Origin of the sequence: Clostridium mediterraneense (assembly GCF_900091705.1) — a bacterium.
Classification (GTDB): Bacteria; Bacillota; Clostridia; order Clostridiales; family Clostridiaceae; genus Sarcina; species Sarcina mediterraneense.
In genome coordinates this window covers 1766331-1786622 of the sequence record NZ_LT594785.1, presented here as the reverse complement: position 1 = coordinate 1786622, position 20292 = coordinate 1766331, and the positions used below count along the sequence as shown (strand labels likewise).

Genomic DNA, 20292 nt, shown 5'->3' with positions numbered 1-20292 from the left:
TACATGCGGAAATTTTTTCGCATGTATATTTTATAAATTTTGATGTAAAAAATAGTGAATTCTTTAAAAAGCTAGAAATAAAATGCTGGTGAATAAACATTATTTAGTTAGGGGGTAAGTTATGTTGAAAGGCATAAGTAATGAACAGGTTAAAATTAGTAGAGAAAAATATGGTGATAATAAAATACATGAGGCTGCTCCAGAAACTTTCTTTGATAAATTCAAAGAAGCATTTGGAGATCCTATGATAAAATTGCTACTTGCTATAGCAGCTATATTAGCTATTATGTGTATATTTGGTTATGCAGAATGGGGAGAGATAATAGGAATAGTAATAGCTGTATTTCTTGTTACTTTTATTTCTGCAAAAACAGAAATGGCATCAGATAATGAGTATAGAAAATTAAAAGAAAAAGCTGAAAAAGATAAATGTAAAGTTTATAGAGATGGACAGGCGATAGAAATATTAGTAGATGATATAGTTGTTGGTGATCATGTAATTCTTCAATCAGGAGATAAAATACCAGCTGATGGCGTGCTTATTGAAGGTAACATAAGTGTAGATAATTCATCATTAAATGGAGAATCAGAAGAATGTAAAAAAGTTGCTGTAAATTCTTCTGTAAATATTGATATTGAATCAGAAACTGCTATTACAGGAGAGATTTTTGTAGATAAGCATTCTTTATTTAGAGGAGCTGTTACAGTAAATGGATTGGGAGTTATGACAGTAACAAAAGTCGGAATGAAAACTGTAATGGGATGTATGGCTGCTGATATGGCTGAGGATGGTGTAGATAGTCCTCTTAAAATAAAGCTTACAGATCTTGCAAATAAGATTTCAAAGTTTGGATACATAGGGGCAACAGTAATAGGTCTAGCACTTATGATTCATAAGATTATTATAAGTGGTGGTATTGCTGCTTATACAGCAATGCCAGTTATTAATATATTTAAAGATGTTTTAGAAACTTTAATGCTTTCTGTAGTAATAATAGTAATGGCAGTTCCAGAAGGTTTACCACTTATGATAGCCATAGTTCTTATGAAGAATACTGCAAAAATGCTTCAAAAAAATATTTTAGTTAGAAAACCAATAGGTATAGAAACTGCTGGTTCATTAAATATATTATTTAGTGATAAAACAGGTACAATAACTAAAGGTAAATTAGAAGTTGTAGAGTTTTTCGATGGAAATATAGAAAATTCATATGAAAGTAGTGCTGAAATTAAAGAAATAATTTCACTATGCATAGGTAAGAATACAGATGCAATGTTTGATGCTAATGGAGTTGTAATAGGTGGAAATGCAACAGATAAAGCTTTACTTAATTATTTAGGGAAAGAGCAGTTAAATAAATATTCTGCTTTAAAAGTAGACAATATACAGCAGTTTAATTCTACTAATAAATATTCTGCTTCAGAATTACATGGTAAAACTGTTTATAAGGGAGCACCTGAAAGATTATTAGCAAAAGCTACAAAATATATAGATGCTAATGGAAATATTATAGATATAGATAAAGATAAGATTAATAAAAAGATAGATGAGTTAGCAGCTAAAGCTATGAGAGTTTTATCATTTGCATATAGTGAAAAACCTCTTACTGAAAATGAATTACCAGATGATTTAGTTATCGTTGGTTTTGTTGGTATAAGGGATGAAGTTAGACAAGAGGCAAAAGAAGCTATTTTAGATGTTGAAAATGCTGGTGTTCAAGTAGTTATGATTACTGGTGATAGAAAAGAAACAGCAGTAGCTATAGCTAAGGATTGTGGACTTATTAAAAAATCAAGTGATTTAGCATTAACTTCAGAAGAATTAAATAAGCTTTCAGATGATGAGGTTAAAAAATTATTACCTAATCTAAAAGTTATAGCTAGAGCTCTTCCAACAGATAAATCAAGAATGGTTAGGCTTTCACAAGAATTAAATCTTGTTTGTGGTATGACAGGAGATGGAGTTAATGATGCTCCAGCACTTAAGAGAGCAGATGTTGGATTTGCAATGGGATCAGGTACTGATGTAGCAAAAGAAGTTGGAGATATAGTTATTTTAGATGATAACTTTAAATCCATAGAAAATGCTATTCTTTATGGAAGAACAATTTATAATAATATACTTAAGTTTATAAAATTCCAATTAACTATAAATGTTGCTGCTGTTGCAGTATGTGCAATAGGACCTTTTATAGGGGTAGCAGAACCATTAAGTATTACACATATTTTATGGATAAATCTTATAATGGATGGACTTGGAGCTTTAGCACTTGGTTCAGAACCAGCACTTAAGAGTTATATGAAAGAAAAACCTAAGTCAAGAAGTCAAAGTATTGTATCAAAAGATATGATGGGACAGGTTTTAGTTTCAGGTGCATGGTTAGCTGCATTAAGTATAGTATTCTTAAAGTTACCTCTATTTGTGAATATGTTTGAAAATCAACATGTATTAACAACTGCATACTTCTCATTATTTGTATTTGTAGTTGTATTCAATGGATTTAATGTAAGAACAGATAGTCTAAATATAACTTCTGGCTTAAAAGAAAATATGAGCTTTGTTAAGGTTATGGGAATAATACTTGTAGTTCAAGTTATCATAACTTATATAGGTGGAGATGTATTTAACTGCTATCCTTTCGAAGCTAAGTATTGGCTGCTAATATTAGTATTAGCATTAACAATAATACCAGTAGATATGATAAGAAAAACAGTTATGAAAGCTGTGAAATAATTAAGAAAAGAATTGTCTTTTTTAAGGCAATTCTTTTTTTGTTTTGTTAATAGTTATATAAAATTTAAGTTTAAAGAATAAATAAATTTTATATAAGTTTAAATTCTAATAAGTTATAGTTATTCCATTATTTTGTTACTAAAGTTTTTCTTTTATTATAAGCTTTAGGTGTAAACTTATATTTGAAGAATTGGAAGGAGAAAACAAATGAAGAAATTACTTATAGGAATAATTGTAGCAGTAGTAGTTATTGGAGGAGTAGCGTGTTATATAGGTTTTAGCAATACTTCACAAGTTAAAAATACAGTTCAAACTAATCAAATAAATGATAATAAAATAGCAGTAAATAAAGCTGACTCTGAAAATATAAAGAATACTAGTTCAACTACACAAGATAATGTATCTGTAGATCATAGTTCAAATAATATAGATACTACTGTAAATAATCCCAAAGTAGCTATTGTAAGTAAAGCTGTAACAGGTAATAATTCTAATACTTTACCAAGTGATCTTTCTACAATAGATGTTGCAGCTGGTCAAGATTATGCTGAACTTGGTGCTAAAGCATATAAAATGGGGCTTTCAGTTGGTGCGCTTAGAGAAATGGTTTATAATGCAATAAAAAATAAAGTACCTAATAGTGGCTATATTAATTTAACTAAAACCCAACAGGATATTCTTTTAAATGGAACCAAAGAACAAAAAGAAGCTTTAGTTAATGAACTTGGAGCGAATAAACTACTTATAAATGTTGCTTATAAAACAAATTTACCAATTAATGAATGGCCATACCCTATTTATCCTGAAAATTTTGCTAGAGGTAAGTTTTATTATTCATTTTTTGCAGCACCATTATCAAAAATGGCTGAATCAGTTCAAAATTGGGGAACTTATAGCGGGATGANTCTTGTTTGTGGTATGACAGGAGATGGAGTTAATGATGCTCCAGCACTTAAGAGAGCAGATGTTGGATTTGCAATGGGATCAGGTACTGATGTAGCAAAAGAAGTTGGAGATATAGTTATTTTAGATGATAATTTTAAATCTATAGAAAATGCTATTCTTTATGGAAGAACAATTTATAATAATATACTTAAGTTTATAAAATTCCAATTAACTATAAATGTTGCTGCTGTTGCAGTAAGTGCAATAGCACCATTCTTTAATATAGAACAGCCATTAAGTATAACACATATTTTATGGATAAATCTTATAATGGATGGACTTGGAGCTTTAGCACTTGGTTCAGAGCCGGCACTTAAAAAGTATATGAGAGAAAAGCCTAAATCAAGAAGTCAAAGTATAGTTTCTAAAAAAATGATGGAGCAAGTTATTTTTTCAGGAGCTTGGGTAACAGTTATTAGTCTTATTTTCTTACGTCATCCATTCTTTATGGAGATGTTTGATAGTACAAAGGATTTCCATACAATAGAACATATGACAGCGTATTTCTCAATATTTGTTTTAGCAGCAGTATTTAATGGATTCAATGTAAGAAGTGATGAATTAAATCTATTTGAGAATATAAAAGAAAATATGGGCTTTATAAAGGTTATGGCAGCAATAGTAGTAGTACAAATACTATTAACATTTGTGGGTGGAAGTTTATTTAATTGTACACCAATAACTTTAGAACATTGGATAGTAGTAACTTTATTAGCAATTACTATAATACCTGTAGATATGATAAGAAAGTTTATTGTAACAGATAGAAATAAAGAAGTGAGTTTAGAGCAATCTTTTGAATAATAAAAAGGATTAATGGCTTGTCCATTAATCCTTTTCTTTATATATAATTTTCTTATTTATTTATACTAGCGTCGTCGAATACAACTTTACCATCTAAATCGTAGTAAGCTCCAACAACTTTAACTTTTCCAGCTTTTATTTGAGCTGCTACTATAGGGTCTTTTTCTATTTCTTTTACCATATTTTCAACGTTCTTATGGATAGCTTCATCAACAGTTCCATTTGGATTTACACTTGGTTCAATCTTTTCAACAACTGATTCTAGTTTTCCATGAACATCTTCATGATTCTTAACTGCATCATATGTTGCTGTAACAGCTCCACATTTTTGGTGTCCCATAACAACTATTAATGGTGTGTGTAAGTGATCAACTGCATATTCGATTGATCCTAAAGCATCATCATCAACTACATTACCAGCAAGTCTTATATCAAATAATTCACCAAGTCCAGCATTAAATACTATTGAAGGTGTAACTCTTGAGTCAGAACATGATACTATTGTTGCATATGGGTGTTGTCCATCTTTTAAAGTATTTCTTGTGCTTTGATCAATATTTTTTTGTTCTGATTTATCAGCTACAAATCTAGCATTTCCTTCTTTTAGTAAGTTTAAAGCTTCTTGTGGGTTAGTTATTGTTTTAGTAACATCTACTGTTGTTGATGTTGTTTGAGCAGTTTTTGTTGTGTCAGTTGTTGCAGTTTCTTTTGGTGTGCTATTACCTGCATTAGTTGCAGCAGCAGCCCCACATCCTGCTAATAATAAAGATCCGCCTATTATAACTGCTAAAACTAATTTTTTCATTGAAATTCCTCCTAGATATTTAAATAATTTTTTTACATATGTGTAATAATGTTTTTAAAAACTTATTTAATTTTAATAAACATTAAAATTATTTGAATTTGGGGGATATTATTCCGTATTTTATCTTCTGTGATAACATTTACATCCCTTTGTATAAATATTTAAAACTATTACTAAAAAAGTTATATAATATTACATTATTATATACAAAATATTCCTAATTTAGTTAATTTTTAATTGGTAATTTATACACATATTGTATGATTTAATTTTATCAGAGAAAAATAGTTTGTACAAATAGAAAAATGTAAATTTAATTAAAACAAAATGAAGAAAAATATATTTTATCTATAGGCAAATGTCGAAATATGGGCTTTTAAGATGTTCTTAAAAAATTTAAAATTAAATTAAAATATATCGAAAAAATTACAAAATAATTTCGATATATTCTAAAAATCAATATTTTATATGTAAATATAATATGTTTTATAGTAATTATTTAAAAGTAACTGTGCCATCAAAACTATAGTAAGCTCCAAGAACTTCAACTTTTCCAGCAGCAATTTCATTCTTTATTATAGGATCTTCTTTAATTTGTTTAACAACTCTATCTACATTATTGTTAATTGCATCATTAATAGAGCCCTTAGGATTTACTGAAGGTTTAATTTGATCTATAAATGCAGCCATATTACCTACAGCAGGTGTGCCTTTTACAACTGTGTCATATGCAGCAGTTACAGCTCCACAATTTTGATGTCCAAGTACAACTATTAAAGGAGTATGTAAGTGATCAACTGCATATTCAATTGAACCAAGAGCATCAGGATCAACTACATTACCAGCAAGTCTTACATCAAATATTTCTCCAAGACCAGCATTAAATATAAGTGATGGACTTACTCTAGAATCAGAGCAAGAAACTATTGTTGCATATGGATGTTGACCATTTTTTAATTGTTCCCTTCTTTCTGCATTTATATTTACAAGTTCTGAGTTATCAGAAACAAATCTTTTATTACCTTCTCTTAATAGGTTGAGTGCTTCTGATGAATTTTTTACTGTTGTATCAACTACAATATTTTGACTAGCTTTAGTTGGTGATGGAGCTGCTGGGGGAGTTGGAGCAGTTGCATTTTTATTACATGATACAAAATTTAAAGTTGATAATAACATAAGTACTATAGCAAATGTCTTCATAAATATACCTCCTAGATAAATTTATATTTTTTTCTATAAATTTAGTTATAACCAGTTTTAAATTTGATTATTCAAAATAATTATTAGAGTAATTTATTATAGATGTTAGCCTATAAGATATAGTATAATGTAATGAGTTTTATAATATGAAATTTGATTTAGAAGGCTTATGCTTATTATATTTATGAAAGTAGGTTTTAATATTTAATATAATTTTTAGCAAAAGTTTAGGAGGTAATTATGGCGAAAGTTATAGTTGTTGGTGGAGGCCCTGCAGGAATAATGGCATCATTAACTGCTGCTAAGACTAATGAAGTTATTTTAATAGAGAGAAATAGTAAGATAGGGAGAAAATTAAAATTAACTGGTGGTGGAAGATGTAATATAACTAATAATAGAGATATTGAAGATTTTTTTCCTAAGGTAGTTACTAATAGTAAATTTTTATATAGTGCTTTTTATTCTTTCTCTAATTTAGATTTATTATCTTATTTTAGAAAGAAGAATTTGAAATATAAAGTTGAATATGATCAAAAGGTGTTTACTGAAAGTGATAAAGCTGATGAAGTTATTGAATTATTTGAACAAGACCTTTCAAAAAATGGCGTTAGAGTTTTATATAAAACAATGGTTGATGATTTAATAATAAAAGATGGGGTTATCAAAGGTATTGTAACAGCAAATGGAAAAGAGATTTTTGCTGATAAAGTAATAATTACAACTGGAGGAAAGAGTCATCCAGGTACAGGATCAGATGGTAGTATGCATGAGGTATTAAGAAAGTATGGGCATACTATAAATGATTTTTATCCAGCTTTAATTCCTTTAGTTATTAAAGAAGAGTTTGTCAAAAATTTAAAGGGAATAGCTATGAAAGAGGTTGTTCTTACTAGTAAGATTAAGAAAAAGAAATTTAAACAAACAGGGGATATGATATTTACTCACTTTGGAATTTCAGGTCCTGGAGTTTTAAAATTATCATCATATTTAAATAAGACTATTGCAAATGGTGAAGAAGTAGAAGTAACATTAGATTTTCTTGAAAATACTTCTAAAGAAGGAATATCAAAGATGATAAGAAGTAATCCAAATAAAAATATTATAAATAACTTAAAAGGATTATTACCACAGAATTTTATAAAAGAGATTTTAGATGTTTTAGGTTTATCAGAAACTAAGGCAAATGAACTAAAAAAAGAAGATGAACAGAAAATTATTTCATACATAAAGGAAATGAAGCTTACAGCTAGAGATTTATTAACTATTAATGCAGCTCAAGTTACTTCAGGTGGAGTAAGTGTAAAAGAAATTAATTCATCAACTATGGAGTCTAAACTTATAAAAAATCTTTATTTTGCTGGAGAAGTTATGGATGTTGATGCTGAAACTGGTGGATACAATCTGCAAATAGCATTTTCAACAGGTTTCTTAGCTGGAAGTGATTATTAAGATTATAGAAACTTATCTCATATGAATTTGAACAGTAAATTCTGCTGGTCAAAAACAGGTTTTGAAGTTGTGTTTAGGAAACTGTCTCATATTCATTCGATGAGTAAGTTCAACTGGCTAAAAGTGAGTTTTAATTAGGAAACTCATCTCATGTGCATTTGATGAGTAAGTTCAGCTAGCCAAAAGTAAATTTTGGAGCTTCACTTAATTTAGGGTATCTCAGTTTTTGAGATATCTTTTTTTATTTTATATGTATTTATAAGAGCTATATCAAATGTATGGATACAGTTGCAATATAATTTTTAGAGAGTTAAGATTTAATAAGAATTTATATTACTCGGAGGAATTATGAGAAATAATGAAAAAGCGAATAATAGCATAAATGAGATGATATTAACATCTCTAATGATAGCTTTAGTATTTATAGGTGGTTATATTATAAAAATACCTACTATTAATGGATTTGTACAAGTTGGAGATTGTATGGTATTTGTATCAGCTGTAATACTAGGTAAAAGAAAAGCTTTCTTAGCAGGGGCTTTAGGAATGAGTTTAGTTGATTTTGCAGCAGGTTATATTTATTGGATTCCATTTACTTTTGTAATAAAGGGATTAATGGCATATTTAGCAGCTTATTATATAGAAAAAAGAAGAGAGAAAAATATAAAGGTTTATATAGTAGCTTTTATATTAGGTGCTATTTTAGATGTTGTAGGATATTATATATCTAATGCAATTGTAGGTGGAATTATCTTAAAAGTAGTAAGTGGATTCTCAGCAAGTATTGCATATGCAACAGCACATTTATTAGGAGATATAACAGGAGTTGGAATTGGAGTTTTAATAGCTATTCCTTTAGTCGGAATATTTAAAAGAATAAAGAAATAATAGCTTAATTTGATTTTAAAAAAGTATTAAAATGTTAACTTATAGAAACTTTTATTTGCTATAATTAATCTCAGAAAATATAAGATGTACTCATATTTGTTTGGGAGGAGTAAAATGGAGATAGTAAATAATAATAAAATTATGAGTAATAATATTAAGCTTCCTTTAAATAGAAGACCTATAAAAACATCAATAATGTATTTAGTAGCAATAATTATAATTAGTTTTGCATGTGGATTTGGCTTATATGATTTTTTATATAAATCAAATATAGCATTTTTAGCAATCCCAGTAGTGTTTATTATGGGAATAGCTATAAAATCAACAGAAATATTAAATATAATTGACTTTGTATGCAATTCATATGTTGTTACATCAGCTATATGTACAGGAGTTGAATATAAAGGTGATAAAGAAAGTGAAAGCAATCATTCAGTAGTTTACTTTAAAGATTATAAAAATAATAAAGAATTTAAATATGAATTTAACTATAAGGCAAGATTTACAAAGGGAACATTATATAAAATAACTCATGGAAAATTTTCTAAAATGTATGTATCAAAATTATAATAATGATATTATAATTATTTATGCCGAATTTTAGTATAAAAAGGGTATAAAATGATATTTTTTCACTTTGTTTTAAATTTTTATTGCAAAATAGGTTTAAATTATTGGATTATTAAATTATAATTAATATGTTAATCAAAAGTGAAGTATATATTTTACCACTTATATAATTAAAAGAAAAGAGGTATAAATCATGACAACTATTAAGGTGTTTAATAAAAAAGTTTCTTTTGAGGGACTACACTTATCATGTGTTATGGAAAGATATTTAGAAACAGATAACATAGCATTAGAATTATATGATGAGTACGGAGAATTCTTTAAATCAGTTACACTTGATTCAAAGACAAAACTTCCAAAGTCAAATAATGCTATCATAAATGACAAAAAAGAGTGTGCTGGAATACTAGAAGCTCTTAAAAATGTTGATATGGTTAAAGTTGTTGGAAAAACTGATGTAAGTTTAAGAATGTACGACTTAGTATTAGTTAATACTAGAGCATTTAAAGAAATAGATGAGGATTTATTCTTAGATTTTGCTAAGAGCAACTCAAATGACTTAACTCAATTTATGACAAAAGAAGAAGAGTTAGAAGTAGAAGAATTTTAATATAGTTCTTTTAAGAAATAGCTATCCAAAATGATGTTTTCATTTAGGATAGCTATTTTTTGTTTAATATTTAAAGTAAAGCTCTTACTGAGAAAATATCTAATAAATATGTATACGTTAATCCAAATATTAAAAGTATAATTACTAGTATTATCTTTAATACTTTATGTTCAGCTTCAATAGTTTTTAAGATAACATCAATAAGACTAATTAACATTATTAAAGGCAAGGCTGATGCTGCATTTAAAAATGATTGAAGAGATGGACTCATTGCATCAAAATCTGCCATATAATTTATTAAAAAGCTAAGTGTAAAGAAAACTAAACATACTAAAAAAATATTTATAACAGCTCTTATAGATGTTTTATTTTTCATTTAAGATCACCCCGACTATTTTTATAATTATCACATTAAAGTTTTTTAGATTAGTATATCAGAAAAAAGTGACGATAAAATTGCAAATATGAGTATTCAGTAATAATTTAATTTTTATATATAAGTATCAATAATTAGGATTAGTCTTAAGACGGAAATATATGTAGTATTTATATAATATTTTGAGGTTTAGTGTTAAGAATTTTGATGTGCAATAGTAATAAAATATTGTTATAATTAGTATATAACTAAGTAACATAGGAGGAAATGCAATGGGGACATTAAAAAAAGGAATTAGATTTTCATCAAATGTTTTAGGAAAAGCTACCGAAATAGGAGCTAAAGGTGCTGGTAAGGTAATTTCATCTGTTGCAAAGGCTAGTGGAAGAGAAGATATAGCTAAGAAAACAGAAAATATCTCACAAAAGATAGCAGAAAATGCTGAAAAGTATAGTGATAAGATAGGAAAGAGTGTTGGAGACTTAGCTGAAAAAGCTGTAGATAAAGGAATAGATAAAGCTGGAGATATTAAAGAAAAAGTAAAAACTAAAGTTGAAAATAGAAGTAAAAAATCAGAGAAATTCATAGTTGTTGATAAATATGAAATTGATTAATTTAAAGAGTAGTTATTTCTTTTGGAATAGCTACTTTTTTATATTATAAAATAAAAATAAAGCAGAATTTTGTAGAGAAGTTTTTTTAAGTGTGTAGGATTACATTTATTTTGAGATAAATTATTATATTTTCACTAGCATATGATATTAGATACAGGGGAGAAAAAATTAAAAGTGAGGTAACTAATATGATAATTTTAAATCAAAATAACAATGGCTATAAAATTATTTATGAAAATGGAGATTATAAGAGGGAAATAGGTTTTATAAATGATGATAAGTTTATGCTTTTAGATATTTACGGGAATAAAGTATATGAATATAAGAGTAAAAATTATAATAAATTCAATAAGAGTATAAATAATGATTATGAGTGTAGAGATGAGAGAGGCGAGTATAGCTTTAATGAACTTGCTAGTATTAGTCCTTATCTAGATAATAAAAAGATAATAGAGTTTTTAAATAATGAATTTAGTAATCTTTTAAATTTAGATATTAATTTATTAGAATCTACACTTATTGCTAATATAGATACTAAAGTAGGGGAGAAGATTTTATCTATAAATTTATATGAAGTTCCTCTAATTGAAAAAGATGAGTCAAAAACTAAATTAAAGTTTAATGTTATATTTGGTAATAAGAATATATCGGATTATAAGATAAATTATGTTTTAAATATGTTAAGGAGTATTAAAAAGCTAAGAATAGGTGGTAAATTAATAGATTATATAGAATATGATGAAGATTTATATACAAAGATAAAGATAAGTAATGTGTCAGAAGGATTATATGATATATTCTTTTTAGATGAAAATAATAAAAAGATATGTTTGGCTAATCTAATAAGTAAGGAATCAATAGTCCATATTATAAGTAATAGTAAAACTATTTATTATAATGATGATTTTAAGAAAACCAATGAGGTTAAAACTAATAAGGGATTTAACTTAATGATAAAGGATTTTTATTATTCAGATATAAAAATAAGTGAAATATCAGCAATAACTACTTGGAATGAAGATACTAATGTAGTTGAAGAGTTTTTTAGAAAATTAGCATATATGTGTGAAAATTATAGTGATTTTATTAATTATGATAATTCAGCTATAATTTTTAAACTAACTAATAAATCTAGAGATATTTTAGCTAAGTATTCAGATATAGAAAGAGGAGCTTTATATTTAAAGATAATAAATATTAATGATAAGGGGATAACTATTAAGGCTACCAATGAAAAAGAAATAACTAATAGCTCATTTGTGAATTCGGAAGTAGTAAAGATAAATAAAGATGCTTTACTTAAGATATTATTAGAAGTAGCTTATTATAGTGAGATAATTGAATAAAAAAAATAGAGGGCCTGTAAAAGGCTCTCTATTTTTTTTATAGGTGTTTACTACCATTGACCAGGGTATGCTATTATATAAACTGTAACAGGTCTTCTACCCCAGTTTAGGCATGCTTGTTCTGAATTCATAAATAAATCTATTATGTTACCCTTTATAGCTCCACCTGTATCTGAAGCTATAGCATAACCGTATCCTGGTATATATACTTTAGAACCTAGAGGTATTACACTAGGGTCAACGGCTATAGTACTTATACCATTAGGATTTCTTACGGCTGGTAATCCCATTGCTGTTATTGTTCCACCGCTATAAGCTGTGGCTTGCATATTAAGAACTTTTTTATAGTTTGTTGTTGGTGACCCTTGACTACTATTTCCTGATGCGCTTCCTGAGTTGCTAGTAGATCCAGAGCCAGTAGCACCTGAGTTTCCAGGTTGGCTATTTTGAACTGCTTGGCTATTTTGAGCTGCTTTTTCAGCTTCTTGTTGTTTAATATAATTAATAGCACCATTAGCATTATTTATAGCTTGTTGAGCTTGATTTTTAACAGAATCAATACTTAATTGAGGCATAATCGCTTCTAAGTTTGATTTAGCTTGTTCAAGTTCAGATAGGCTTGGATTAGATGAATTAATAATATCAACAGAGTGTTTAATTAATTCACTTTCATTTTGCTCTATAACACCATAAACTTTAGTCTTTTCTGCATTAAATTCAGCCATAGATTGTTCTTGTTCTTGTTTTTTTGCGTTAAGCTGAGCTATATTTTCTTGAGTTGATTTTTGTAATTCTTGTATAGCTTGTTCTTTAGCGTTAAGACTGTTTATATTATCATCTAATGCCTTTTTACTATCAAGTAAAGAATTTATTAGATTATCATCTAAAGTTATTATTTTACTAAATGCATTAAGTCTTGATAAGAATTCAGAAAAACTATCAGAGCTTAATAAGAAAACAACTGGATTAAAGTCTAGTTGACTCTTATACATAGCACTTAATCTAACTCCAAGAGCTTTTTGTTTTTCTTCAATTTCTTTTTTTAGTGCATCTATTTTTTGTTGTGTTTGAGCAATCTCCTGATTAGTCTCGTTTATTTTTAGATTATTTTCTTCAGTCTTCTTATTTAAGTTTTCTATTTGAATATTTAGATCTGAAATCTTAGAATTTAAGTCTAATATTTTACTGTTTAATTCCGTATATTTCGTCTTATTCTCCTGTAGGCTACTAGTCGGCGTTGCATAAGCTTGTACACTTACACCTCCAAGCAGTGCTGCTGCTAGAGATAAAGATAGAATCTTATGTTTCATAAAACTGTACTCCCTTCCTTTTTGTAAATTCAGAACACCTATTTTTTTAGATAATCTCCCCGTTGTTCCACTATTATAACATATTTTCAGACTTTGTATAGGGAGGGGATACCAAAATGGGTTAAAATATTACAAAAAGGTTACAAAAATAAAACACAGAAAATTCGGTTCTAGAAAAGAATGTAATTGTATTTTTATGTAAAAAGAATAGCTTATAAATAAAAAAACACGAACAAATTTTATGAAAATATAAAATTTGTTCGTTGGAAAAATTTTTTTATTTTTTTTTTAAATACGTCTAAAAAGTATTAAAAGAATATATTTTTTTTACATTTTATGTATTTTTAATTGGTGTTTAAGGTGAAATACCAATCAGTAAATTTATTAATTATTTTGTGCTGCCATTATTTTTTTGTGAATTACTTTTTTGAGCCTTATTTTTTTTTGACTTTGACATATAAAATCACTCCTTTCTATATCATTTATATATTCTCTAAAAATGATATGAATGATACTGGGAATTTTAACAATGGATATATGAAGAAAAAATTTTTTTCTTCATATATAATGTAGGAATTTTTTTTTGATATTTTATATTGTATGTAAATTGATTTTTTATAGATAAAAAAATAATTAATTATAATAATAATTAGATTTATTTTACATAATAAGTAAGATGTTTTTTAATATTTTATTAAATTATAAAAAATATAAGTGTTTTATAATTGTAAGAAACAATGTGTTTTTTATAAGAATAGCTATTTTAAATTATAAAGTGATATAATTAAGCTATTCAGGGAGGATCTAGTAATGATAGATATTGAGAAAACAAAAGAGAACATAAATAATATGATGATGCATAGAAGTAAGCCGAAGAAAAGGGTAGATGAAAGGCTTACTGCTATATTAGAAGAATCTTTAAAAAGAGCAGATACACATGATGTATTATTCTATCAAGCATATCATATTGCATTTAATGATAATAAAAAATTTTTGAAGAACTTAGAATTTGAAAGAAATATAAATTGGTATGTAGATTTAGTTGTATTTCATGATGATATTAGTAGAAGTATAAAAAGACTAAAACCTTCTTATTCAAAGAAACCAGATAGGAGTTTTCTTTCGACATTATATATTTTTGGAGATCACTTTTATAATGCAAAGACTGAAGCAAATTATTTTGGAAATAAGAAATTTACTGCTATGTTTAGATTTAAAAAAAGAGTTCATAGGGCTCTTAAGGCTCAAAAAAGAGGGGATAGGAAAAGGGCAATGATTCATTTATGTTATGCTTGTCACTTTTTAGCTGATATGAATGAACCCCATCATGTAAGTAATCAGATAGATAAGAAAGGTCCTCTAGTAAAATTTTTAGTTAAATACTTTAATATTAATGGTATTAAAGAAGGAAAATTTTCAAATCATGGCGCTTTTGAATGTAGAGTAAAATGTTGGATAAAGGATGGAAATAAGATAAAAGAATTTTTTGGAGAAGATATGGATGAGAGTTTTCTTCTCGATACAATGCCTTTAGATAATGAAAACTTTAATTATTTAGTAAGAAATGATAATTTAGATGTTGAAAATATGAGTGAACTTGAAAAAATTCAGTATATATATACAAAAAATAATGACTTATCTTTAGATGATTATTGTGAATATATAGGAAGAGAAAGTGCTAGTTATGCTACTACATATGTAGAAGATTGTAATAAAAATGATACTCAGGAGCAAATGATAGGCGCAATTAGAACTTTAAATATGACTCAAATACAGTTAGCAAGATTTCTATACTATTTTTGTAATCTAGAATAGTACATTAATTAAATGTTCAAGAAATATTGTTATAATTTGTATATAATAAATATAATCATGTTTAGAGGGAGAGTTTAATTATGGATTTTTATATATCAGATTTAGATGGGACATTGTTAAATAGTAAAAAGGAAATATCAGAGTTTTCTAAAATAGAAATTAATAAACTTATAAGGGAAAAAGGACTTAACTTTACTATTGCAACAGCAAGAACCCCAGGTACAGTGGTAGAAATGTTAGAAGGTCTTGAAGTTAATTTTGCAGTTGCATTAATGAATGGGGTTTTACTCTATGATCTAAATAAAAAGGAATATTTAAAAATTAGAAGTATAGAAAATAATATAGTAAGAAAAATATTAAATATATTAGAAACTTTTAATAAGGATTCTTTTGTTTATGGAGTAAATGAAAATCACTTATATGTTTATCATAAAGAATTAGTATTAGATCTTGATGAGATATTTTATAAGGAAAGATGTAATAGTGAGTATAAGACATTTAAAAAAGTAAAGACTTATGATGAGGCTTTAAATGATTTAGATGTCGTGAATTTCATGATTTTAGATAAATTAGAAATAATAAAGCTTATATATGAAGAACTTAAGAATATAGAAGGTATTAATGTAAACTATTATAAAGATATATATAATGAAGAATGTTATTTTATCGAAATACATAGTTTAAATGCATCAAAAGCAGAAGCTATTAATGATTTAAAAGAATTATACAATTTAAATAAAGCGATATGTTTTGGCGATAATCTTAATGACTTACCAATGTTCGAGATAGCTGATGAAGCTTATGCCATGGGGAATGCAGTTCCAGCTTTAAAAGAAGTTGCAGATGGAATTATACTATCTAATGATAAAGATGGAGTGGCTAAGTATTTAATAGAAAAATTTACAAAATAAAAATCTATTATATATATTTTCTAAATATAAGCTATGGATTTTAAAATTTAATAAAAAATATTATATAAAATAAGAAGATATTTAAATGGGATATCTTCTTATTTAATTTGTTGATTATTACTTAATAAAATATATAATACTCTCTAAGATTGTAATAGAATAAGTAACTATTTATTCTTTGATAAGAAAGAAAATGAGAAGTATTATCAAAGCTTAGAATAAGTAGAGAAATAATTAATGTGCTTGAAGGGAGTAGCTATAAACTAGCCATTAGAGCCACTTTAAGTAAAGAAAATTAAGTGGATAAATAATAAGAAAGTTTGATAAAAATTTCAAATTTAATCAAAACTATCTTGTTTTATAAAATGCAAGGTGATATAATTAGTAGTATAAATAAGGAAATTACTGAGATAAATAAATTTCTCCAAAACAGAGAATTATTTAATCGTAATCTCTTTAAGTTTAAGGAGGAATTTATAATGGAAGATAAGACATTAATATGTAAAGATTGTGGAGCAGAATTCGTATTCACAGTTGGAGAACAAGAATTCTACAAAGAAAAAGGATTCGATAACGAACCAAAGAGATGTATGGCTTGTAGAAGAGCTAGAAAACAACAAAACAATAGATAATATTAATTAGCTAATTTCAGACTATAAGAGAAATCTTATAGTCTTTTTTATTTGCTGTAATACAAAATTAATAATAAATTTAATAGACTAAAAGAGAGTTTGATATTATAATTATATACAAAAAGATACTTATAAGTAATAATTTGTTTAATGTATATACATATTTTAAGTGGGTATTTTATATAAATCCTAGACTTATAATCTTAGTGGGGAGTGATTATAAGCTTATAAAAATGGGGGAAGAAAATGAAAAAAATTAGTGTTTGTTTAACCTTTAGTGGAACAATTTATGCAAGGCTCATAAGATGGTTTACTAAAGCACAATATAGTCATGTATCATTAGCTTTAGAAGAGGACAAGACTAGGTGGTATTCTATGGGGAGAAAAGGCAAAAATAAATTTTGGGTTGTTAGATTTCAAGTAGAAGATGTAAAGCAAAGATTTACTGAGTGGTTTCCTAATACAGAACTTATGATTCTTGAAAGAGAAGTTACTGATGAGACTTATGAAAAAATAAAAATGATTATAGAAGAATATAAAAAGGAAGAAGAAAAATATAAATATAATTATTTAGGCATAATCGGTATGGTGTTTAATACTGGAATAGAACATAACAATAGATATTTTTGTTCTCAACTTATAGCAGATATATTAAATGAAGTTGAAATTTTAAATCTAGCAGTTCCACCTGTACTTACAAAGCCGATGGATTTTGTAAATGATGAGGATTATGTAAAAATATATGAGGGAGATGTTAGAACTTATTTAGCTAATATTTAATTTAGTAGATAGGCTATATTAGTAGATATAGCCTATTTTTTAAAAATAAATACTTTGATAATCAAAATATTTATAGTATCATATTAAATATGAAAGCTCATTTATATTTGGAGGTTTATTATGAAGTTTAAAACTATTGATTTAGTTTATTGTTCTATATTTGCAGCTATAACAGCTATTTTGGCTCAAATAAGTATACCATTACCTTTTAGTCCAGTTCCTTTTACTATGCAGATTTTAGCCGTTGCTTTAGCTGGATTTTTACTTGGGGCTAAAAGGGCTTTTATTTCTCAAATAGTATATATTTTTATTGGGATTATTGGACTTCCTGTATTTTCAGGTTTCAAGGGAGGTTTTAATATTGTTTTAGGACCAGTAGGTGGATTTATTATAGGTTTTCCAATTATGGCATTTATAATAGGATATATTTCTGAAAAAAATAGTAATTTAAAGAATGTTATTGCAATTATGTTCATAGCATTATTTATAGATTATTTTTTAGGGGCAAGTCAGTTTGCTTTAGTTATGAATGTAAGTTTTAAAGAAGCCTTAATAACTACAGTTTTTCCTTTTATATTTTTTGATTCTATAAAGTTAATACTGGTATCATCACTTGGTTTAAAGATTAAATCTAGGGTTTTGCTTAAATATTAATTTATTTAGCAATAATTTTAAAAAAATATTAATTATATTGATACTTAAAGTTTTTTTTTATATAATACAAGAAAAAGGTGTCTTAAAGAAACTGATAAGAAGGTATACCTTCATGTGAAATAATCCTTCGTCCCTTTTTGGGATGGAGGTTTTTTTATAATATTTGGGGAGGAGTTTTATTATGGATGAAATTTTAGAAGTCTTAGAGAAAAATAGTAGATATACTGATCAGGAAATAGCAGTAATGACAGGGAAAACTGTTGAAGAAGTAAGAGATGCAATTATGGATTATGAAGAAAAAAATATAATTGCAGGTTATACAACTTTAATAAATTGGGAAAATACAGGGAAAGAAACAGTTACTGCATTAATAGAAGTAAAGATAACTCCACAAAGAGGTGTAGGTTTTGATAAAGTAGCATCAAGAATCTACCAATTTGATAAAGTAAGAGCTTGCTATCTTATGTCTTCAGGTGGTTTTGATTTAACTGTTATAGTTGAAGGTAAAACAATGAAAGAGGTAGCAATGTTTGTTTCAGAAAAATTATCAGTTCAAGAATATGTTATAGGAACAGCAACTCATTTTGTTTTAAAGAAATATAAAGATCATGGAAGAGTATTTAAAGAAAAGAAAACAAATGATAGGGAGATGTTATTCGTATGATAATGGAAGAGATGATTTTAGAGAATGTAAGAAATATGCCTCCATCAGGAATTAGAAAATATTTTGATATGATAAATGAAATGGAGAATGTTATTTCTCTTGGAGTAGGAGAGCCAGATTTTGTTACTCCTTGGAATGTGAGAGAAGCAGGTATATATTCTTTAGAAAAAGGACAAACCCATTATTCATCAAATGCAGGATTTATTGAACTTAGAGAAGAGATATGTAAATATTTAAGCAGAAGATTTGATTTAAGTTATTCAGCAAAAGATGAAGTTCTAGTTACCGTAGGGGGAAGTGAAGCAATTGATCTTGCTTTAAGAGCTCTTGTAGGACCTGGAGATGAAGTTATAATACCAGAACCTAGTTTTGTTGCCTATAAAGGATGTACAGCTTTTACAGGGGCAAAGGCAGTTACTATAGATTTAAAGGAAGAGGATGAATTTAAACTTACAGCAAATCAATTAAGGGAAGCTATAACTGATAGAACTAAAGTTATTATCCTTCCATTTCCTAATAATCCAACAGGGGCTATTATGACTAGAGGTGAATTAGCTGAAATTGTTGAGGTATTAAAAGATAAAGATATAATAATACTTTCAGATGAAATATATGCAGAATTATCATATGATTCTAGACATGTATCAATAGCTACATTCCCAGAAGTAAAAGATAAAACTATAATAGTAAATGGTTTTTCTAAATCTTATGCTATGACTGGTTGGAGACTTGGATATGCAGTTGGACATCCTGTTTTAATAGATGCAATGAAAAAAATTCATCAGTATGGAATAATGTGTTCACCAACAACAGCTCAATTTGCAGCAATAGAAGCATTAAAAAATGGTGATGATAATGTTGCAGAAATGGCTAGGGAATATAATAGAAGAAGAAGGGTAGTAGTAAATTCATTTAGAAAAATGGGATTAGATTGCTTTGAAGCTTTAGGAGCTTTATATGTATTCCCATCTATAAAATCAACAGGAATGACTTCAGATGAATTTTGTGAAAAGCTTCTTAAAGAAGAAAGAGTTCTTGCAGTACCAGGAAATGCTTTTGGTGAGTGTGGAGAGGGCTATATAAGAGCTTGTTATGCTGCATCTATGGAAGATTTAGTTGAAGCAATGAATAGAATAAGTAGATTTGTAGAAAAGTATAGAATTGAAAAATAAAATTTAAATATAA

19 protein-coding genes are annotated in these 20292 nt (G+C 27.1%); 15 read left to right on the top strand and 4 right to left on the bottom strand.

The window, feature by feature from the left end:
- Positions 1 to 121: 121 nt before the first annotated feature.
- Both BN8917_RS10460 and BN8917_RS14760 read left to right on the top strand, forming a co-directional pair.
- Positions 122 to 2734: a cation-translocating P-type ATPase gene (locus BN8917_RS10460; RefSeq protein ID WP_066874170.1), complete on the top strand. Its 2613-nt coding sequence runs from the start codon at positions 122 to 124 to the stop codon at positions 2732 to 2734.
- Between the two features lie 207 nt (positions 2735 to 2941).
- Positions 2942 to 4483, top strand: a complete 1542-nt coding sequence (locus tag BN8917_RS14760) for an HAD-IC family P-type ATPase (protein ID WP_066874168.1) — start codon at positions 2942 to 2944, stop codon at positions 4481 to 4483.
- A 52-nt stretch (positions 4484 to 4535) separates the two neighbouring features.
- On the opposite strand, the gene BN8917_RS10450 is transcribed toward BN8917_RS14760, so the two are convergent.
- Entirely contained in the window at positions 4536 to 5288 is a 753-nt protein-coding gene (locus tag BN8917_RS10450) for a carbonic anhydrase (RefSeq protein ID WP_066874165.1), read from the bottom strand.
- A gap of 495 nt (positions 5289 to 5783) precedes the next feature.
- Positions 5784 to 6488, bottom strand: coding sequence for a carbonic anhydrase (locus BN8917_RS10445; RefSeq protein ID WP_066874163.1), 705 nt, complete (start codon positions 6486 to 6488; stop codon positions 5784 to 5786).
- Between the two features lie 240 nt (positions 6489 to 6728).
- Here BN8917_RS10445 and BN8917_RS10440 point away from each other — a divergent pair, with 240 nt between their 5' ends.
- The 4 genes from BN8917_RS10440 to BN8917_RS10425 all read left to right on the top strand — a co-directional run bounded on the left by BN8917_RS10440 (position 6729) and on the right by BN8917_RS10425 (position 10005).
- On the top strand, positions 6729 to 7937 hold the full coding sequence (locus BN8917_RS10440) for a BaiN/RdsA family NAD(P)/FAD-dependent oxidoreductase (protein WP_066874161.1): 1209 nt from the start codon (positions 6729 to 6731) through the stop codon (positions 7935 to 7937).
- A 348-nt stretch (positions 7938 to 8285) separates the two neighbouring features.
- Entirely contained in the window at positions 8286 to 8825 is a 540-nt protein-coding gene (locus tag BN8917_RS10435; RefSeq protein ID WP_066874159.1) for an ECF transporter S component, read from the top strand.
- A gap of 114 nt (positions 8826 to 8939) precedes the next feature.
- Positions 8940 to 9395 carry a hypothetical protein gene (locus BN8917_RS10430; RefSeq protein WP_066874157.1) on the top strand — a complete coding sequence of 152 codons (456 nt, stop codon included), beginning with the start codon at positions 8940 to 8942 and terminating at the stop codon, positions 9393 to 9395.
- Positions 9396 to 9588: 193 nt separating this feature from the next.
- A complete protein-coding gene (locus BN8917_RS10425; RefSeq protein WP_235829997.1) occupies positions 9589 to 10005 on the top strand; it encodes a hypothetical protein in 417 nt (138 codons plus the stop codon).
- A 70-nt stretch (positions 10006 to 10075) separates the two neighbouring features.
- Here BN8917_RS10425 and BN8917_RS10420 read toward each other — a convergent pair whose 3' ends face one another.
- Positions 10076 to 10381 (bottom strand): hypothetical protein, encoded by a 306-nt coding sequence (locus BN8917_RS10420; protein WP_066874155.1) that lies wholly within the window; start codon positions 10379 to 10381, stop codon positions 10076 to 10078.
- Positions 10382 to 10653: 272 nt separating this feature from the next.
- On the opposite strand from BN8917_RS10420, the gene BN8917_RS10415 reads away from it, so the two are divergent.
- The gene (locus BN8917_RS10415) at positions 10654 to 10995 is read left to right on the top strand and encodes a hypothetical protein (protein ID WP_066874153.1); all 342 of its coding nucleotides are present in this window, start codon (positions 10654 to 10656) and stop codon (positions 10993 to 10995) included.
- 188 nt (positions 10996 to 11183) lie between these two features.
- The gene (locus tag BN8917_RS10410) at positions 11184 to 12341 is read left to right on the top strand and encodes a hypothetical protein (protein WP_066874151.1); all 1158 of its coding nucleotides are present in this window, start codon (positions 11184 to 11186) and stop codon (positions 12339 to 12341) included.
- Between the two features lie 50 nt (positions 12342 to 12391).
- On the opposite strand, the gene BN8917_RS10405 is transcribed toward BN8917_RS10410, so the two are convergent.
- Positions 12392 to 13651, bottom strand: a complete 1260-nt coding sequence (locus tag BN8917_RS10405; RefSeq protein WP_066874149.1) for a 3D domain-containing protein — start codon at positions 13649 to 13651, stop codon at positions 12392 to 12394.
- Positions 13652 to 14461: 810 nt separating this feature from the next.
- Between BN8917_RS10405 and BN8917_RS10400 the strand changes: the two genes are divergently transcribed.
- The 7 genes from BN8917_RS10400 (at position 14462) to BN8917_RS10370 (ending at position 20279) form a co-directional block, all read left to right on the top strand.
- The gene (locus BN8917_RS10400; RefSeq protein ID WP_066874147.1) at positions 14462 to 15466 is read left to right on the top strand and encodes a zinc dependent phospholipase C family protein; all 1005 of its coding nucleotides are present in this window, start codon (positions 14462 to 14464) and stop codon (positions 15464 to 15466) included.
- Positions 15467 to 15546: 80 nt separating this feature from the next.
- Positions 15547 to 16377, top strand: coding sequence for a Cof-type HAD-IIB family hydrolase (locus tag BN8917_RS10395; RefSeq protein ID WP_066874145.1), 831 nt, complete (start codon positions 15547 to 15549; stop codon positions 16375 to 16377).
- A 479-nt stretch (positions 16378 to 16856) separates the two neighbouring features.
- On the top strand, positions 16857 to 17009 hold the full coding sequence (locus tag BN8917_RS10390; protein ID WP_066874142.1) for a zinc-ribbon domain-containing protein: 153 nt from the start codon (positions 16857 to 16859) through the stop codon (positions 17007 to 17009).
- Positions 17010 to 17255: 246 nt separating this feature from the next.
- Positions 17256 to 17789, top strand: a complete 534-nt coding sequence (locus BN8917_RS10385) for a hypothetical protein (protein WP_066874140.1) — start codon at positions 17256 to 17258, stop codon at positions 17787 to 17789.
- Positions 17790 to 17909: 120 nt separating this feature from the next.
- Positions 17910 to 18443 (top strand): biotin transporter BioY, encoded by a 534-nt coding sequence (locus tag BN8917_RS10380; protein ID WP_066874138.1) that lies wholly within the window; start codon positions 17910 to 17912, stop codon positions 18441 to 18443.
- Between the two features lie 181 nt (positions 18444 to 18624).
- Positions 18625 to 19107: an Lrp/AsnC family transcriptional regulator gene (locus BN8917_RS10375; protein ID WP_066874136.1), complete on the top strand. Its 483-nt coding sequence runs from the start codon at positions 18625 to 18627 to the stop codon at positions 19105 to 19107.
- Positions 19104 to 20279: an aminotransferase class I/II-fold pyridoxal phosphate-dependent enzyme gene (locus BN8917_RS10370; protein WP_066874134.1), complete on the top strand. Its 1176-nt coding sequence runs from the start codon at positions 19104 to 19106 to the stop codon at positions 20277 to 20279. Before BN8917_RS10375 ends, BN8917_RS10370 begins: the two co-directional genes overlap by 4 nt.
- Positions 20280 to 20292: the final 13 nt, after the last annotated feature.

What these genes read in the sequence shown, in the direction of transcription:
- BN8917_RS10460 (WP_066874170.1), top strand. Translation starts at nt 122, where the DNA reads ATGTTGAAAGGCATAAGTAATGAACAGGTTAAAATTAGTAGAGAAAAA.
- BN8917_RS10450 (WP_066874165.1), bottom strand. Translation starts at nt 5,288, where the DNA reads ATGAAAAAATTAGTTTTAGCAGTTATAATAGGCGGATCTTTATTATTA.
- BN8917_RS10445 (WP_066874163.1), bottom strand. Translation starts at nt 6,488, where the DNA reads ATGAAGACATTTGCTATAGTACTTATGTTATTATCAACTTTAAATTTT.
- BN8917_RS10440 (WP_066874161.1), top strand. Translation starts at nt 6,729, where the DNA reads ATGGCGAAAGTTATAGTTGTTGGTGGAGGCCCTGCAGGAATAATGGCA.
- BN8917_RS10435 (WP_066874159.1), top strand. Translation starts at nt 8,286, where the DNA reads ATGAGAAATAATGAAAAAGCGAATAATAGCATAAATGAGATGATATTA.
- BN8917_RS10430 (WP_066874157.1), top strand. Translation starts at nt 8,940, where the DNA reads ATGGAGATAGTAAATAATAATAAAATTATGAGTAATAATATTAAGCTT.
- BN8917_RS10425 (WP_235829997.1), top strand. Translation starts at nt 9,589, where the DNA reads ATGACAACTATTAAGGTGTTTAATAAAAAAGTTTCTTTTGAGGGACTA.
- BN8917_RS10420 (WP_066874155.1), bottom strand. Translation starts at nt 10,381, where the DNA reads ATGAAAAATAAAACATCTATAAGAGCTGTTATAAATATTTTTTTAGTA.
- BN8917_RS10415 (WP_066874153.1), top strand. Translation starts at nt 10,654, where the DNA reads ATGGGGACATTAAAAAAAGGAATTAGATTTTCATCAAATGTTTTAGGA.
- BN8917_RS10410 (WP_066874151.1), top strand. Translation starts at nt 11,184, where the DNA reads ATGATAATTTTAAATCAAAATAACAATGGCTATAAAATTATTTATGAA.
- BN8917_RS10405 (WP_066874149.1), bottom strand. Translation starts at nt 13,651, where the DNA reads ATGAAACATAAGATTCTATCTTTATCTCTAGCAGCAGCACTGCTTGGA.
- BN8917_RS10400 (WP_066874147.1), top strand. Translation starts at nt 14,462, where the DNA reads ATGATAGATATTGAGAAAACAAAAGAGAACATAAATAATATGATGATG.
- BN8917_RS10395 (WP_066874145.1), top strand. Translation starts at nt 15,547, where the DNA reads ATGGATTTTTATATATCAGATTTAGATGGGACATTGTTAAATAGTAAA.
- BN8917_RS10390 (WP_066874142.1), top strand. Translation starts at nt 16,857, where the DNA reads ATGGAAGATAAGACATTAATATGTAAAGATTGTGGAGCAGAATTCGTA.
- BN8917_RS10385 (WP_066874140.1), top strand. Translation starts at nt 17,256, where the DNA reads ATGAAAAAAATTAGTGTTTGTTTAACCTTTAGTGGAACAATTTATGCA.
- BN8917_RS10380 (WP_066874138.1), top strand. Translation starts at nt 17,910, where the DNA reads ATGAAGTTTAAAACTATTGATTTAGTTTATTGTTCTATATTTGCAGCT.
- BN8917_RS10375 (WP_066874136.1), top strand. Translation starts at nt 18,625, where the DNA reads ATGGATGAAATTTTAGAAGTCTTAGAGAAAAATAGTAGATATACTGAT.
- BN8917_RS10370 (WP_066874134.1), top strand. Translation starts at nt 19,104, where the DNA reads ATGATAATGGAAGAGATGATTTTAGAGAATGTAAGAAATATGCCTCCA.